Source organism: Pseudomonas xanthosomatis (assembly GCF_019139835.1).
In the GTDB taxonomy this organism is placed as follows: Bacteria; Pseudomonadota; Gammaproteobacteria; order Pseudomonadales; family Pseudomonadaceae; genus Aquipseudomonas; species Aquipseudomonas fakonensis.
The window spans coordinates 1,772,860-1,787,663 of the sequence record NZ_CP077075.1; the positions used below are offsets into that span (position 1 = coordinate 1,772,860).

15 protein-coding genes and 1 pseudogene are annotated in these 14,804 nt (G+C 57.8%); 12 read left to right on the forward strand and 4 right to left on the reverse strand.

What is annotated here, in order from left to right; genetic code table 11:
- Window positions 1–71: 71 nt before the first annotated feature.
- From KSS93_RS07890 to KSS93_RS07935, 10 genes are all read left to right on the forward strand, one after another.
- Window positions 72–1,544: an MBL fold metallo-hydrolase gene (locus KSS93_RS07890; protein WP_217887816.1), complete on the forward strand. Its 1,473-nt coding sequence runs from the start codon at window positions 72–74 to the stop codon at window positions 1,542–1,544.
- Window positions 1,541–2,932 (forward strand): MBL fold metallo-hydrolase, encoded by a 1,392-nt coding sequence (locus tag KSS93_RS07895; RefSeq protein ID WP_217887817.1) that lies wholly within the window; start codon window positions 1,541–1,543, stop codon window positions 2,930–2,932. The genes KSS93_RS07890 and KSS93_RS07895 overlap by 4 nt, the downstream gene beginning before the upstream one ends.
- Window positions 2,929–3,714: a hypothetical protein gene (locus KSS93_RS07900; RefSeq protein WP_217887818.1), complete on the forward strand. Its 786-nt coding sequence runs from the start codon at window positions 2,929–2,931 to the stop codon at window positions 3,712–3,714. The genes KSS93_RS07895 and KSS93_RS07900 overlap by 4 nt, the downstream gene beginning before the upstream one ends.
- A complete protein-coding gene (locus tag KSS93_RS07905) occupies window positions 3,711–6,548 on the forward strand; it encodes an ABC transporter family protein (RefSeq protein WP_217887819.1) in 2,838 nt (945 codons plus the stop codon). The genes KSS93_RS07900 and KSS93_RS07905 overlap by 4 nt, the downstream gene beginning before the upstream one ends.
- On the forward strand, window positions 6,541–7,335 hold the full coding sequence (locus KSS93_RS07910) for a hypothetical protein (RefSeq protein ID WP_217887820.1): 795 nt from the start codon (window positions 6,541–6,543) through the stop codon (window positions 7,333–7,335). The genes KSS93_RS07905 and KSS93_RS07910 overlap by 8 nt, the downstream gene beginning before the upstream one ends.
- A complete protein-coding gene (locus KSS93_RS07915; protein ID WP_217887821.1) occupies window positions 7,332–7,892 on the forward strand; it encodes a hypothetical protein in 561 nt (186 codons plus the stop codon). The genes KSS93_RS07910 and KSS93_RS07915 overlap by 4 nt, the downstream gene beginning before the upstream one ends.
- Before the next feature lie 61 nt (window positions 7,893–7,953).
- Window positions 7,954–8,568, forward strand: a complete 615-nt coding sequence (locus KSS93_RS07920) for a class I SAM-dependent methyltransferase (protein WP_217887822.1) — start codon at window positions 7,954–7,956, stop codon at window positions 8,566–8,568.
- Between the two features lie 78 nt (window positions 8,569–8,646).
- Window positions 8,647–9,105, forward strand: a complete 459-nt coding sequence (locus KSS93_RS07925) for a hypothetical protein (protein ID WP_217887823.1) — start codon at window positions 8,647–8,649, stop codon at window positions 9,103–9,105.
- Window positions 9,106–9,170: 65 nt separating this feature from the next.
- On the forward strand, window positions 9,171–9,515 hold the full coding sequence (locus KSS93_RS07930) for a c-type cytochrome (RefSeq protein ID WP_217887824.1): 345 nt from the start codon (window positions 9,171–9,173) through the stop codon (window positions 9,513–9,515).
- Complete coding sequence (locus KSS93_RS07935) at window positions 9,506–10,810, forward strand: FAD-dependent oxidoreductase (protein ID WP_217887825.1); 1,305 nt, start codon at window positions 9,506–9,508, stop codon at window positions 10,808–10,810. Before KSS93_RS07930 ends, KSS93_RS07935 begins: the two co-directional genes overlap by 10 nt.
- A 52-nt stretch (window positions 10,811–10,862) precedes the next feature.
- Here the strand turns inward: KSS93_RS07935 and KSS93_RS07940 are convergent, their stop codons facing one another.
- The gene (locus tag KSS93_RS07940; RefSeq protein WP_217887826.1) at window positions 10,863–11,342 is read right to left on the reverse strand and encodes an Lrp/AsnC family transcriptional regulator; all 480 of its coding nucleotides are present in this window, start codon (window positions 11,340–11,342) and stop codon (window positions 10,863–10,865) included.
- Window positions 11,343–11,469: 127 nt separating this feature from the next.
- Between KSS93_RS07940 and KSS93_RS07945 the strand changes: the two genes are divergently transcribed.
- Window positions 11,470–12,696: a methionine gamma-lyase gene (locus KSS93_RS07945; RefSeq protein WP_217887827.1), complete on the forward strand. Its 1,227-nt coding sequence runs from the start codon at window positions 11,470–11,472 to the stop codon at window positions 12,694–12,696.
- 116 nt (window positions 12,697–12,812) lie between these two features.
- On the opposite strand, the gene KSS93_RS07950 is transcribed toward KSS93_RS07945, so the two are convergent.
- On the reverse strand, window positions 12,813–13,244 hold the full coding sequence (locus KSS93_RS07950; protein ID WP_217887828.1) for a hypothetical protein: 432 nt from the start codon (window positions 13,242–13,244) through the stop codon (window positions 12,813–12,815).
- 83 nt (window positions 13,245–13,327) lie between these two features.
- Window positions 13,328–13,573, reverse strand: a complete 246-nt coding sequence (locus tag KSS93_RS26785) for a lipid II-degrading bacteriocin (RefSeq protein ID WP_217888697.1) — start codon at window positions 13,571–13,573, stop codon at window positions 13,328–13,330.
- A 246-nt stretch (window positions 13,574–13,819) separates the two neighbouring features.
- Between KSS93_RS26785 and KSS93_RS07960 the strand changes: the two are divergent.
- Window positions 13,820–13,963: pseudogene (locus KSS93_RS07960) on the forward strand (PLP-dependent transferase); the annotation flags it as partial.
- Between the two features lie 316 nt (window positions 13,964–14,279).
- On the opposite strand, the gene KSS93_RS07965 reads toward KSS93_RS07960, so the two are convergent.
- The gene (locus tag KSS93_RS07965; RefSeq protein WP_217841893.1) at window positions 14,280–14,717 is read right to left on the reverse strand and encodes a Z-ring associated ZapG family protein; all 438 of its coding nucleotides are present in this window, start codon (window positions 14,715–14,717) and stop codon (window positions 14,280–14,282) included.
- Between the last annotated feature and the right edge of the window lie 87 nt (window positions 14,718–14,804).

Here is a 14,804-nt window from a genome sequence, read left to right on the forward strand (position 1 = left end):
GCAAGAAAGTTATTTCTTGCTTTTTCCCTTTTCGGACAGTGAGGTTTCAGTTGTATTCCAGGGAGGTGGACATGAGAGCAGTTTTTATCGGCCATCAAACGTGGCTTGTGGAACATGGAAGCACCAGAATCCTGATTGACCCGCTGTTATGTGAAGACTTCGGTTTGGTCGATGAATACCGGATCGAGATCTATCCGCCGCGTACTGTGGATGCTGCCGCACTGTCCGATGTAGATCTGATTTTCCTCAGCCACGAGCATTCCGATCACTTCGATATCCAGTCTCTGAACCTGTTGCCGCGCTCCGCCCGTTTCGTTGTGGGGGCGACCATTGTAGAGCCGGTCAAGCAATGCATCCGAGACCTCGGGTTCACCCTTACACAAGTCAACGACACTGAGCCGATGCGCGTTGGCGACGTGAACCTGCGCTTCTACCCGGCCGACCCAAAGACTGCCTTTTGGGAAAGCCGGGTAACGCAAGTGCATATCGAGGAAGCCGAGCAGCCGAACAGCGGCATCTTCATTGCCGTGGACGCATTGGTGTCCGAGGTGTTCAAGACCGATATCGTCGAAGGACGATTGGTACCGCCCAAGCTGGTGATCGTCTCGAACAATTCCAGGGTATCGCCTCCGGGGGCCTTTCAGTCCCTGGAGAACTGGGGCAAGAACGCCAGCGACAGTAACCGTAAGGTTGGCCCGCTGGGGATCGGTGTGCTGAACGCCGTGCTGACTAGCTACATGGATGATTTTCCGGTGCAGCCCGAGAACATTGCTCTTTGCGGCGGCGGGTTCATCAAGCGCTTGGGCGGTTTTGCCGCTTTCCCGTTTTCCGATCAGCCGACATTGAGTCGTTTGGCCAATCGGCTAAGCCTCGACACCAATATTGTCGGCCTGCTGCCTGGCGAAGCCTTTGCCCTGGCCTCTGATCCCGGGTCGCAGGTGGGTATCGACTGGGTCCAGGTGGACAAGGTGCAGCATAACTTGCTGATCGAGGAACTGGAACATTTCATCGAGGCGCGCGAGGCGGTCGAGGTGGTCACTTCGGTACGCCCGGATGTGCAAGATGCCGCGGCATATGAAGAGCTGCTGCGACGCGCGCAAGCCGAACTGCAGCGCTTGGCGAAAAGCCTGATGCTGTTTATCACCGGGCGCAAGGTGGTGGCGATGTCTCACTACAAGGGGCACAAGCTCGGGCCGAAAAGAATTGCTTTCAGTTTTATCTCACATGCCCTGGGGCGTCAGGACAGCTATGCGTTGAATTTGATCAGTGGCCAGTTCGAGGCTGAGACACACCACTCGCTCGAATCGCTTGTGGCGCGGTATCCCTTTGGTGTGTGTTTACCGCTGGTGGATTTCATCGGCATGGTCGAAGGGGATCTGCAGATCTGGGACATCGTGGGCGTTTCGGTCCAGTCCTGGTTCGAGGGCGGCATCTTCGACGGCCTGATTCCGTTCTTCTACAGCTACTACGGCGAGAACGGCAGCCCTGAGCTGTTGGCGAAAATCATCGAGCGCAGCATGCGGAACCTAGAGGTGTGCCCATGAAGCTGACTATGATCGGCCACGAAAGCTGGTCGCTGCAGGCCGGCAATAGCCATATATTGATCGACCCGGTGCTGGGGCCTGGATTCGGTTCCGATGCCGATCGGCAATTCGCGATAGTCCCGACGCGCGACATCGATCTGCAGCGCATGCCGGCGGTGGATGGCATTGTATTGACCACTGAGCACCTGCAGCATTTTCACCCAGCTTCCTTGTGTCGCTTGTCGTCGGGTCATGGGCATTTGCTCAAGCACAGAGTGATTTATGTCCCGGAGCTGTTTCCCGGCGCGGCCGAGGCGATTGTCCGCACCTGCGGTTACGAAGTGCGTCGGGTCGATGCTCAGACCGAATTCTTCATCGGGTCGCTGAGCCTGCGCTTCTACATGCCACGCACCGAGGTACTGTTCTGGGACAGCCGGGTAGCGTCGCTGCATGTTGAGCATGAGGGCCGCGAGGCAGTGTTCATACAGTCCGATACCCGTATTGCCGACGCCTACTTTGCCGACGTGAATAGAGGAGCTGTTGTTTGGCCCCAAGTCATGGTGATGACCAACAATTTTCAGGGCAGTGGGGCGCAAGGGCCGATCGGTCTCGACAACCTGCTGCCGGTTCCCGACCCGCGCTACGCCCGGGTGTCCGGCTTGCGTTTGGTGGACGAAATCGTACACAAGCCGATGCGCCGACTTGATCGGGTGCCGACCCTGATCCTCGCAGGCAATGGTTATCGCGATCCTCTTGGCAAGATGCATCACCCTTGGTCGAACCTCGAACTGGCGCAGATCTGCAGCGAGCTGTCGTTATTGCGGGCAGTGCATTCCCTGGCACCCGGCGAAAGCTTCGATGTGATGCTGGCACGGCCTGGCGAACCGGCGGACTGGATTTGTGCTTCGCAGGAACAGGCAGAGCTCCGTCCGGCGAACGGGCGACGCCGGACGGTTTCGCTCGATAATCAGTGGATCAAGGCCCATCTCGATGAAATGGCCAGGACCTGGCTGATTACCCGCTATGGCCAAGTGCTGATGACTCAGTGCAACTACTTGGGGCGCCCGGTTGGTCCGTGCCGAATGGTGCTGCAACTGACCCAGGACGACGGTCTCTGCCAACAATGGCTGCTGGACGTGTCCAGGGTCGAGTTCGTCGAGGTGCCGGCCGAAGGCGCGGGGGCCATCAAGCGGTATCCCTACGGCATTCGCGTCGACCATGACGATTTCTGCCAGTTGCTTCTGGGCGAGTTGCAGATATGGGAGCTGCTCAACCTATCTGCCTCGCAATGGTATGTCTGCGATCGCTATGACAGCCCGTTGGCCTTCTGGCTCGAATATTACAACGAGCAAGTGGACTATGAGCGCGCCTTGCGTAGTTATGAATTATCGCTGGTGACTGCGCCATGAGCGGGCAAAGGACCTTTGAACATGTGCATCTTGAACATCTCGGCGCAGCTCAGATAGAGCTGCAGCGGCAGGCTCTCGCCGAGCTGTTAGCCGAGCGTTATCAGGTTCTGACGGTACTTGGCCAGTCGGTGAAGTCACTGGTCTGTGCGGGCTTGTGCGTGGTCTCCGGTGAACAGGTAGTGATCAAGCGTTACTTCTACGAGGCGGCTTATGCCGCCGAAGTCAACGGTTACTTGCTGTTCCGCTCGGGGCCGATCGCAGGCATGCGTTATCTGGACCCGCAACATCAGGTATTGGTACTTGAGTCTATCCAGGGCCGTTTGCCGGTTCCGGCCGACCTGCCTGGGGTCATTGCGGCCTACGCAGCGATGCATACCACAGCCCTGGCGAATATCCAGCGTGTCACGGGGCGCCGCAATACCCCTGACTTTCCTGACCCTTGCCGGTCGTCCCGTTGCCGCTTCCCGCCGTTCGAGCTTCAGGCTATCAGCGTCGGCGACTGTAAACCGGAGCATCTGGTCGTTAACCGGGATAGCGTGCGCATTCTCGACCTGGAGACGCACTCCCTGCAGCGCAGCGTGTGGTTCGACATCATGTCCTTGAGCCGCTTTTTGGGGGCGGCCCCGGCGTTTTCGGGGAATCTGGACGAATGGGTGGCCCTTTACTGCGCATGCCGCGAGATCCCTCCTCACTATTACGATCTGCAGAAAATCCGAGACTGCCTGAGGCGTGTACAGACCATGGAGCCTGGTCGGGTGTACTCCGAGGAGGCGTTGTCGTGAAGTGGATGTACTGCTTTACCCCAGCATTACGTTACCGGAGGGTTGCTCGGAGCGAAGGGCGAGCCTTCGCTAATGGTTTTTTCAGCCTGGCCCTCAGCTTTGCGCCTTGGGCGGTTGGCGCTTATGCACTGGTGTCCTTGTTGCAATACAGTGTGCCGCTAGTGTTCATCTACAAGCTGAGCACCCTGCAAGGCAATCCCGATGCATTGCTGGCAGAAATCGTACCGTTGGCGCTCCTCGCGCTCAGTGGTTTTTTGCTGGTGGTGGCCGAGCTCAATCTTGAACGCCACATGTCCTTGAAACTCTGCTGCGAGTTCGAGCACCTCTTGGCGCGCAGGATGCAGCCTGGGGTAGAGCTGTCGGCGCTGGAACGGTTGGTTTCGCGGGATTTCAACGTCGTTCTCGATGGTTTCGGAGCTAGCGTTAACCTGCTGGTCATACCGCTTTTCCTTATGTTTGCAACTCTGCTGGCGCTGCTGGTGTACGGCGCGGCCGGGTTCTGGGCGATAGCGGTGATCGGGGTGTTCCTGCCGCTCTCCTATCTGCTCTCCAGGCTTTCGGACCGCAACTACCAACTGATCATGAACCTGACTGCTCAGCGTATCGAACAGTGTTCGGCATGGTTGCGCAAAGGGCCGTGGCTCAAGCAGTTCGCTGACCGGGCCGCCTTACAGAGCATCGAGCGGACGCTGGCGAACGAAGGCTCGTTGCGCAATCTGGATACGCTGCTACGCGGCGCCGACAGCTACATCATCGGTTTCGGTCGTTTGGTTCCCTTTGTCATGCTAGGACTGCTGGGTACCTCGGAATCAGCCACGGTCTGGGACGGGGCGATTTTCTGGCTCAGCATTCCATTGCTGGCGGCGGTGTTAGCGTTACCCCGTTCCTATGTGAGTTACAAGGCCGTCGGTCGATCATTGGAGGCCCTCGGTAGCTTGCATCTGAATTCCTCCAGGTATCCTTTGTTACGACCAGCTACCTCCGCGCAGGAGGGCGGGGTGATCGCGTTTGATGCCGACTGGCCGATCTGGCCTGCGGCCCTCGTAGAACTGATTCCCGGACCGTTGGAGAGCCAGCGCGAAGTTCTGCACGCGCTGCTGAGTGCTTTCCGGCTGGTGCCAGAACTGGGGCGGAACCCACAGCAGGTATTGCAACTGCGTATCGAGTTGGACGGGGGCAACCTCTCTGCCGGGCAGCGCCTGCGTTTGCAATTGCTGCGCGGTGTCTTCCTTGCCAGCACCCAGGGAAGGAAGCTAAGTATCGATCACGACTTATCGGCGTTGGACGGCGCAGCTGCGGTGGCAGTGAAAAACGCTTTGGAGCGGCTGCCCTGGGTCAGTTTCAGCCCAGTGGCCGCAAGCGCAATAGTGCAGCGCGAGGCTTCGGCGCAAGTTGGCGAACGGAGGGTTCCGACGGTGCGGGCCGTTGAGCCCGCGCTCGGTCGCTATGGTCTGCGTAACCTGTTCAGGTATTGCTGCTGGGGTGTGCTGATGTTGCTGGTCCCGGCGCTGATGATGAGCTACGCGGCTAACCTGACGCTGCCAGCGGCAGGTTTTTCATCCTGGCAGGTTCTGTTGTATGGGGTGGTTGGGGTGGTCGCTGGCGTTGCTGCCGGGCTGTTTATCGAGAATCTGTTGCGCAGCCGCTTTACCAACTTGTTCATCGATGGACTGCAAGATATTCGTGCCGCCGATCTGGCCGACGCGATGCAGGTGGTTTCTCGCGATGTCACTACGGCATTCGAGCGCATCGCCTGGTATTCCCACGACATTGCCTGGATCATCGCACTTTTGCTGTGCAATGGCGTGGCCTTGTGGATGGGGTTCGGCCTTTTCGGCGTTGCTGTGGCACTGTTGTTCGGCGGCTTGCTGGCGGTGTTGTATCGGCTTTCGGTTAGTGAACTGTATGGGAGCCGAGTAGAGAGCGTCAAAGGATTCGACTCCCTGCTGCGCTCAGCCCATGTAGCGTATTCGATTTCCCAGGTGGGGGGTGTGGGGTTCGAACGTTTGGGAGACTGGCTGGCGCATACTCAGCGTGGTGCGATAGCCGAGGGGGTTGGGCTTTTCTACACCACTCGCATGCGCAGTGTGATCACTCGTACCATCACCGCGGCCACTTGCTCGTTGCTCAGCGACCTGGTGATTGTGCTGGTGGTGCTTATGGGCAGCCTTTACCGAACGAGCGACTGGGCTTTTGTGCTCGCGGTCACGGCCCTGCTGCTGGTGCGTTCCGACCTGGCCAATGTGTTTCTGGCCATCACGGGCTTCAAGTCGCAATCCGTGTCGTTGGAGCGCCTACAGCATTTTGCCCGCCCCAAAAGCTCGGTGGCCGTGAGGATAGCTGGGCAGAGCCTGAGCATCGGGCCCTTTGTTGCTCAACGTGCCTATCGTGCCCTGAGCCTGGAGCGGGGACGGCTTTATTCGCTATCGGGGCCCTCCGGCTCCGGCAAAAGCGACTACCTCAAGGGCGTGGCTGGCATCACCGAGGTGGTCACCGAAGAAGCGGCCGAGGCTCAGGCCAAGACATCAATCTGTTACTACCTGAACAGCAATACTCCTGCGCTGCTCGGCAGTGAACCCGGTGCAATCAGCTGGCTGGATACCTGGCTGAGCGACCTGCCCGAGGACTGCCATCATCTGTTGTTGCTGGATGAGCCGTTCAGCAGGTATTGCGCCGAGCAACTGGCTGAGCGTGTGCAAGCGTTGGGTCATTACGTCGAACTTAGTGGCAACACAGTGGTGCTGGTGGATCATCGTTGCCGGCTGGAACATGACATTGAGCTCGGCGAGTTGGCAATCGGTGCTTGCCCGGTGCAAGGATCTCTGCATGAATGAGCCGATTGTGTACCTGGGCGATCGTGGCTTTCTCAGGCGTTATGCAAGCCCCTATTCGGCGCAACAGGTCGAGCTGATCGCTCGCAGCGTCCTGGCCACTTCAGGCTTGGGCCTGGCCAGCGGCGACTGGCCCACAGCCAAGGCAGTCAGCAATGCTTTGGCTGGCGGCCCACGAACGAAGCATATCTATCATTCGCGGTTTCTGATGCGGGTGACCGAGCAGGCTACGGGGAAAGGCGTCGGTGTCCGTCAAGTTCAGGCCAACCCGGCGCACTATTACACCGCCCCTGGGTATACCTTCGCAGCTGATAAGCAACAGATAGCTGAAGACCTCGAGATCATCCGTTGCTGCCAGCCCGGCCTGGTGACCGTGGGTGGGGACTGGCTGGACATTCTGCTTGCGCAGCAGCAGTACGTTTTGCTCGACGCGATCCTGCGCCAGATGGAGGCTGTCATTCCAGCGGCCTCGCGGATTCTTCTAGGGTTCCACCCCAGCCCCAGCTTCTTGCAAATGCTGAGAGAACGATCATTCAGCGGAGCTGCAGTGCCGGTCAACTTGCTGAACATGCAATGCACAAGTTATTGCGCTTACTTGTCCCAGATCAAGGCCCGCTCTCGCCTTTATGCCGTGCATTGCCTGGCGGGTGGCGATATTCCTCTGAAGCCTGCGCTGCATTACGCCTTCCATCATCGTCAGGTCGACGCTTGTATTGTCGGCGCTACTAGTGTGCGGCACATCGATGCACTTGCGAGCTGCGAAGCTGGCTTAAGGAGTTTGACAAGATGAACGTGATTCTAATGCGTAGTGCGCGGCAGTTCGACGAGGGTTTATTGCATAACCACCTTCAGATATTACAGCGTGCACATGGCGACCTGCTAATATTGACCGGCCGTTCAACGTGCTATGCACAGGTGTTGGCACTGGCAAGCAGTCTGGATATCCAGACATTGGTCTTCGAGCAGGCATTATACGATCCGCAGCAGATTCATGGGGCCCGAAAGATGGATTGGCTGTTCGATCCCTATGCAGGTCGATGTGGCAGCCAGAGCCTTAACACGCTCTACCATGAGTTTGCTATCGAATTGGAAGCGATTATCTGCCGGCATTGCGAAAGAACGCTGGTGATTTATCTCGATCAGTTGCTGCTGGAAATCGCTTACGCGGTGTTGGCCAATCAACCCCTGCAGATGCTCCATTGCTTTTCGCTGTACCTCGAAGAACTGAGTGTAGCAATCCTCGCCAGGGTTCCGTTCAAGAGCGGGTTCCAAACGCTGTTGGTAAAATCCAATGTCACCCCGGCACAAGCGTTCGTCGGTAAGCCCGAGTTAAGACTGGTGAAATGACGCCCCAACGCTTTTGGCGTGATCTGCCAACTTACCCTGAATAAAGAGAAAAGGAGTGCTCATGGACCCACAACGTACGGACTATCTTGCGACAGAAGCTATTTACAACGGCGATTCGCTGCGAATCGGCGACGAGTTCGTCATGCACGAATGGGAGAGGCCGCTGATCCGCAGGATGGTAGAGGATCTCAAACTCACGCCTGACGACAACTTGCTGGAAATCGGCTTCGGCATGGGCATCTCGGCCAGCATCCTGCAAGAGTTCGGGCCGGCTTCTCATACAATTGTCGAGCCTCACCCACATGTGTTGGAGCAGGCCGAACGCTGGAAGACCGGGCGTGTAAACATTCAGTTGCACCCCGGCTATTGGCAGCAGCTTGACACCAGGGCTCAGCGTTACTCGGCGATCTTCTTTGATCCGTTCGCCGATGACATGGAGGCCGTCGACGATGAAAATCTCAGGTTTCTCAAGTTCGCCGCGCAGTCGCTGCTCGGTGATGGCGGACGCCTGGCCCTTTTTTGTATACGGCCCGTGCTGCCGTTGGAGTATCAACGTGTGATGTTCGAACACTATCGGCGGGTGGAAATCAGTTCGGTGCAGGTTGCTCCCAGGGATACCGCCAACCCGACGGTGGACTCTGACGGTCGAATGATTTCAGTCGTCTTGCACAAATAAGAAAACCACCATTGCGCCATTCTGGCCTATTTGCCGGACGTTCTTGGTCGGCAGGGAACAACAATAACGGTGATAGCGATGAGTAACTTTACAGCGAGTATTGGCCTGGCCGGCCTTCTGTGGTTCTTTGGCAGCCATGCATGGGCTCAGACGCAGGCCACGAAAGCATTGGCCCCGGCAGCGACTTCCGTAAGCAAGGCCATGACCATCATTTTTTTGCCGCCAAAGGGGCAGGAGGAGGCGTTCCTCAATACCTTCGTTAGCTCGCAGGCTGCGTACATGCAAACTTACGCTGGCAAGTCGAAGGAGGGAGTAAATGTAATAAACCTGATTCCTACCGAATTGGGTGAGCCGTTAATCCACCTGATGATCTACCGTGACTCGGCCACTTTCGAGCGGGCCAAGAAGATATTTGCCTCCCGCGAGGCCATGAGCAATTACATCGACGGCCATGTGAAAGCCTACGGCGGTTACCACATTCCCAAAGAGTATTTGCGTCATACAAAGGTGTACATGAGCACCGTACTCACCGAGTAATCGACTGGCGAATTTGGTCGTTGCGGTTTCTACGGCCAACCCAAGGCAAAAAGAGAGTTCGGGCTATGCGCGTGTTTATTGGGTCGCTAATGGTCGGTCTGGTGTTTGCGGTTTCCTCTGTACAAGGCGGTAATCAAGATGAGCCCTTTATGTTGACCAACGGTTGTATCAATTGTCACGGGTTCGAAGGGCAGCGCTCGCCGGGGGTGATTCCTTCTCTGGCTGGCCAGCCCGAGGCTTATCTGTACAAGACCTTGATGGCTTATCGCGACGGTACCCTCAAAGGCACGATCATGAATCGGATAATGCAAGAGTATGACGATCAGACGCTCAGGCAGTTCGCCCTCTATTACAGCCGCTTGCCCAGCGGATCACTGGGCCCGGATCGCAAGGACACTCCATGTCGATAAACCCAAAACGGAGGCTGCTGCTCAAGTGGCTGGCCACCGGTATCGGAGCTGCGTCGTTCCAGACGTTGGCCAGGCCAATGGTGCCCATGGCGACCCGCTTTTATGCCGTGTTGGTGATCGGCGGTGGTTTTGCAGGCGCGACTTTCGCTCGTACTCTCAGGCGCCTGGATGCCAACGTAAAGATCACTGTAATCGAGCCCTGCCAGCAGTATCACTGTTGCCCGCTGGGGGCCGAGTACTTGGTGGGCAAGCGGGCCGAAGAGACCTTGGTCTTTGGTTACGAGCAGTTACGCGCAGAAGGTATCGAGGTGATTCATCACAAGGCGCACTCGATAGATGCCAAGCGCAAAAAGGTCCGGCTAGCCGATGGTTCAGTGCTTGGCTATGACCGCTGTGTGGTGGCGACAGGTATTGGCTACAAGTACGACAGCATTGCCGGTTATAGCGAGGCGGTAGCCAGCCGCGTGCCCCATGCGTGGGGTGGCGGCGAGCAACTGCGGCTGCTACGGCAGCAGTTGGAGGCCATGCCCAACGGCGGTAATGTGCTGATCTCTGTTCCTGAGGACGACTACCGCTGCCCGCCCGGGCCGTATGAACGTGCCAGCCTGATTGCCGATTATCTCAAGGCTAACAAGCCTGATTCGCGAGTGATTATCCTGGATGCCAAACAGCGGTTCGCCAAGCAGGCGCAATTCGAGCAGGCTTGGACGCGTTTCTATGGTTACGGCAGCGAAAAGGCCCACATTCAGTGGATCGGTGCCCTGCAAGGGGGGGCCGTGCAAGGTTTCGACGAAGCTAAGGGCCAGTTACTGACAGCGGTAGGGGCAATCAGCGGTCAAGTCATCAATATTATTCCGCCGCAGCAGGCTGATGACTTTTCCCGGCACAACGGCTTGGCCGCCGAGCATGGCTGGTGCCCGGTCAACACCCAGACCCTGGAATCTCTGCTCGTACCGCATGTGCATGTGATCGGTGACGCAGCCTATGCTGAAAAACTCCCCAAGTCGGCCTTTGCCGCGGCATGCCAGGCCAGGGTCTGTGCCTTGGCCATCCATAGCCAGTTCCAGGGTTTGGCACTGCTCAGACCCGAATACATGAATGTCTGCTACAGCCTGTGTGGCGACAATTACGGCCTTTCGGTGGTGCTGCATTATCAGCATGACGCCACTAGCAATGTCATTGAGATCGAAACTTTGCTGGTCACGCCTCTGGACGCTAGCGACGAGGATCATCGTCTTGAAGCGCTGTCGGCCTATAGTATGTTCGACAGCCTGGTCAAAGAGGCATTTGGCTAGGCCTGCGGGAGCCAGCAAGGGCTGCGGGCGTTTTTATCGCTCGGAATTTGTCTTAAATATGATTCTCCGACACCGGTATCACCCGCCGCTCCTTCACCGCCTTGTAAGAAAAACTCGAATAGATCTCCTTCACCCCCGGCAAGCGCTGCAACACTTCGCGGGTGAACTCACCAAACGACTCAAGATCCCGCGCCAGAATCTCCAGCAGGAAGTCATAACGCCCGGAGATGTTGTGGCAGGCGACGATTTCGGGGATTTGCATCAGCCGCTGCTCGAAGGCCAGGGCCATGTCCTTGGTGTGCGACTCCATCATGATGCTGACGAACGCAGTAATGCCAAACCCCAGCGCCTTGGGCGAAAGGGTGGCCTGGTAGCCGGTGATGTAGCCGTTTTCTTCCAGCAGCTTGACCCGCCGCCAGCAGGGGGAAGTGGTCAGGGCGACCTGGTCGGCGAGCTCGGCAATGGTCAGGCGGGCGTTGTCCTGCAGGGCGGCGAGCAGGGCGCGGTCGGTGCGGTCAAGGGTCGAAGGCATGCTTTGCCCTCCTGCGTTGGTTTTTGTTGTTTTTGTTGCCGAACTGCCGCCAATTGCTGGGCAAGATTGGAAAAATCGCAGGCAGCCGGTGGCATAAGCTTATAACAAACCCCAAGAGGCTGTTGCCATGGACGACTCCCGTCACACAGGTTTTGCTACCCGTGCCATTCACCACGGCTACGATCCGCTAAGCCACGGCGGCGCGCTGGTGCCACCGGTGTACCAGACCGCCACCTACGCTTTCCCCTCCGTCGAATTCGGCGCTGCGTGCTTTGCCGGCGAAGAGGCCGGGCACTTCTATAGCCGCATCTCCAACCCCACCCTGGCCTTGCTGGAGCAGCGCATGGCGTCGCTCGAGGGCGGCGAGGCGGGGTTGGCGCTGGCCTCGGGCATGGGGGCGATCACCTCCACGCTGTGGACGCTGCTACGCCCGGGCGACGAGCTGATCGTCGGCGGCACCTTGTACGGCTGCACGTTCGCCTACCTGCACCATGGCATCGGTGAGTTCGGGGTGAAGATCCGCCACGTCGACCTTAACGACATCGCGGCACTCAAGGCGGCGATCACCGCAAAAACCCGAATGATCTACTTCGAAACCCCGGCCAACCCCAACATGCAACTGGTGGATATCGCCGCCGTGGCCGAGGTCGCCCATGGCCATGACCTGAGCATCGTGGTCGACAACACCTACTGCACCCCTTACCTGCAGCGGCCGCTGGAGCTGGGCGCCGACCTGGTGGTGCATTCGGCCACCAAGTACCTGTCGGGCCATGGCGATATCACCGCCGGGCTGGTGGTGGGGCGCAAGGCGCTGGTGGATCGCATTCGCCTTGAGGGGCTCAAGGACATGACCGGCGCGGTGCTCTCGCCCCATGATGCGTCGCTGCTGATGCGCGGCATCAAAACCCTGGCCCTGCGCATGGACCGCCACTGCGCCAATGCCCAGCAAATGGCCGAGTACCTGGCGCGTCAGCCGCAGGTGGAGCTGATTCGCTACCCGGGCCTGGCGAGCTTCGCGCAGCATGGCCTGGCGATGCGGCAGATGCGCTTGCCGGGTGGCATGATCGCGTTTGAGCTCAAAGGTGGCATCGAGGCCGGGCGACGTTTCATGAACGCCCTGGGGTTGTTTGCCCGCGCCGTGAGCCTGGGGGATGCCGAGTCGCTGGCCCAGCACCCGGCGAGCATGACCCATTCCAGCTACACGCCGCAGGAGCGCGCCGAGCATGGTATTTCGGAAGGCTTGGTGCGGTTGTCGGTAGGGTTGGAGGATATCGAAGACCTGCTGGCAGACGTCAGTCAGGCGCTGCTGTTTATCGATGGATTATCCAGTTCCTCTTTGAAGAGTATTAGTTGAGATAAACTGGGGCCGTAGGTTTTTGAGTGCCTCTCAGAAAGTTTGAAGCGGTCCGATATCGACTGTGTGGCGTCCGAGAACCTAAGGATATGATGCTGAGTTTGCAGCCGCGCATGTTATTTGTCAGGTGCGCTTCTATGTATTTTGCGAAATAAACCGGTAGCCGCCAGTGACGAAATAAACGATAGCATGTAAGTGAGCGCAGCCATGTACATAGGCAGTGCGCTGTTTGAGTAGGCAAGAGCGATGAGCGTGCCCAACGCTGCTGTCGTAAGAGACGGCAGAAGCTCAAAAATAAATATTAGTGTCTTGGGTGGCCTGTCGTTGAGTAGCCTGTTGATCAGGGTGGCGCACACCATGGAAAGTGCTGAAAATACAGTGAATATAAATAAGAGGGTAATGTAGATGTATAGGGCAGGTATTCCTGAAGTGTCATGCGGGTCGTAAGGGTTCTCAGGTGTGCCGTTCGAGCCTGCGAATAATATTGCGGTGGCGGCCATGTTGAATGTGATGGTGAGTATTTTATACGCCGATTTTGACAGGCTCATGCGTCACCTCGAAAGCCAGAGTTGAATAAATTGGAAGTTTGAATCGATTTGAATGGATGTGGGTGGTGTGATGTTGTTGATACTTACTTGGCTGGATGCCCTTTGTCCGGCAGCCAATGTGCAACGGCTCGGAACGGCGTGAACCAACCTCCAGAAAACTCGATGAATTGGGCCAATGGTGAAGTGTCAAGGTTTGCTTTGGTCTGATCAAACGCTTGGTTCCAGGCATCTAGTATGCTGATGTTCGAACTGTTCAGCATTATCGCATCAGCAATTGATCCGGTTTTGAACTCGCGAATTACGAAGTGGTGCTCTGTGTGCTTGGCTATTTTGCCTGGCTAGAGTTTTTTGGTGTGTCAGAAGGCGGGCCTCAGTGATGTAGGGGCACTCCCGAACATTTGTAGGATTATCGCGGATGCGCTCACATGCATCGGGGTCAGGTGAGTTTTAGCTTGCAGAGCGTAGAACGAAGATGGACGCAGCAACCTAAGTAGGCTGTTTTTTGTCAAATATCATCTGCAGAAGTGGCAAATGTGCTTTCCGGGCGGGACGATCATCTGCGCGGCGATGAGTGCCCGGCGGGCATGACCCATTCCAGCTATATGCCGCAGGAGCGCGCTGAGCATGGCATTTCGGAAGTGTTGGTGCGGTTGTCGATGGGGCTGGAGGATATCGAAGAACTGCTGGCGGATGTGCGACAGGCGTTGCAGGTGAGTTGAACTGTTCGGGCCCTATCGTCGGCAAACCGGCTCTCATAGAACTGCACATAAATCATTGATTTAGCGAGGACCTGTGGGAGCGGGCTTGTCGGGGTGCCGAACCACCGCGAAGCAGGCGACGCGGTGTCTGGCACCGGCTTCGCCGGTGTTCGCGGGCAAGCCCGCTCCCACAAGGGCCGCGGCGGGTTCGTGCCCAGTTCTCTGCGCGACAGCGCAGCCCGAAGGGCTGGGTGATCTCCTGCAGGGGAGCGCAGGCCATTGCCGGCGACGGGGCACAAAAAAGGCCGCTTGCGCGGCCTTTTTCATGTCGGTCGAATCAACGCTTGAGCCCGTAGCTCTCGTCGAGCATGCCCGGTGAGTTCGGGGTTTTCGGCGCGTAGTCGCGTGGCACTTCGGCGGTGTCCTTCGGCGGCGTCAGGCGGTCGCGCGGGCCTTGGCTGGCTTCGGAGTGCAGCGCGGCCAGCAGGCGCTGGCGGGTCAGTTCGTCCAGGGCCAGGCGGTTGGCGCCATCGGCCAGGTGGTCCTGGACGTCCTGGTAGCTCTGGGTCAGCTTGCGCACCAGCGACGCGGTGCTGTTGAAGTGGGTGACCACCTCGTTCTGATAAGTGTCGAAACGCTGCTGGATGTCATCCAGCTGGCGCTGTGTATTGCTGGGCGCCGCATTGGGCAGCAGGCGGGCCAGCGCGAAACCTGCAACGACACCGATGACCAGGGCCAGGGTCGGCAGCAACCAAACAAGGAGCGAGTGTTCCACGAGTCCTTCCTCTATAAACGGCTTTGCTTTACGTTAACGGCTCAGACCTGCGCTGTATACCGCGAGCGATCGCAAATCAGAACAGAA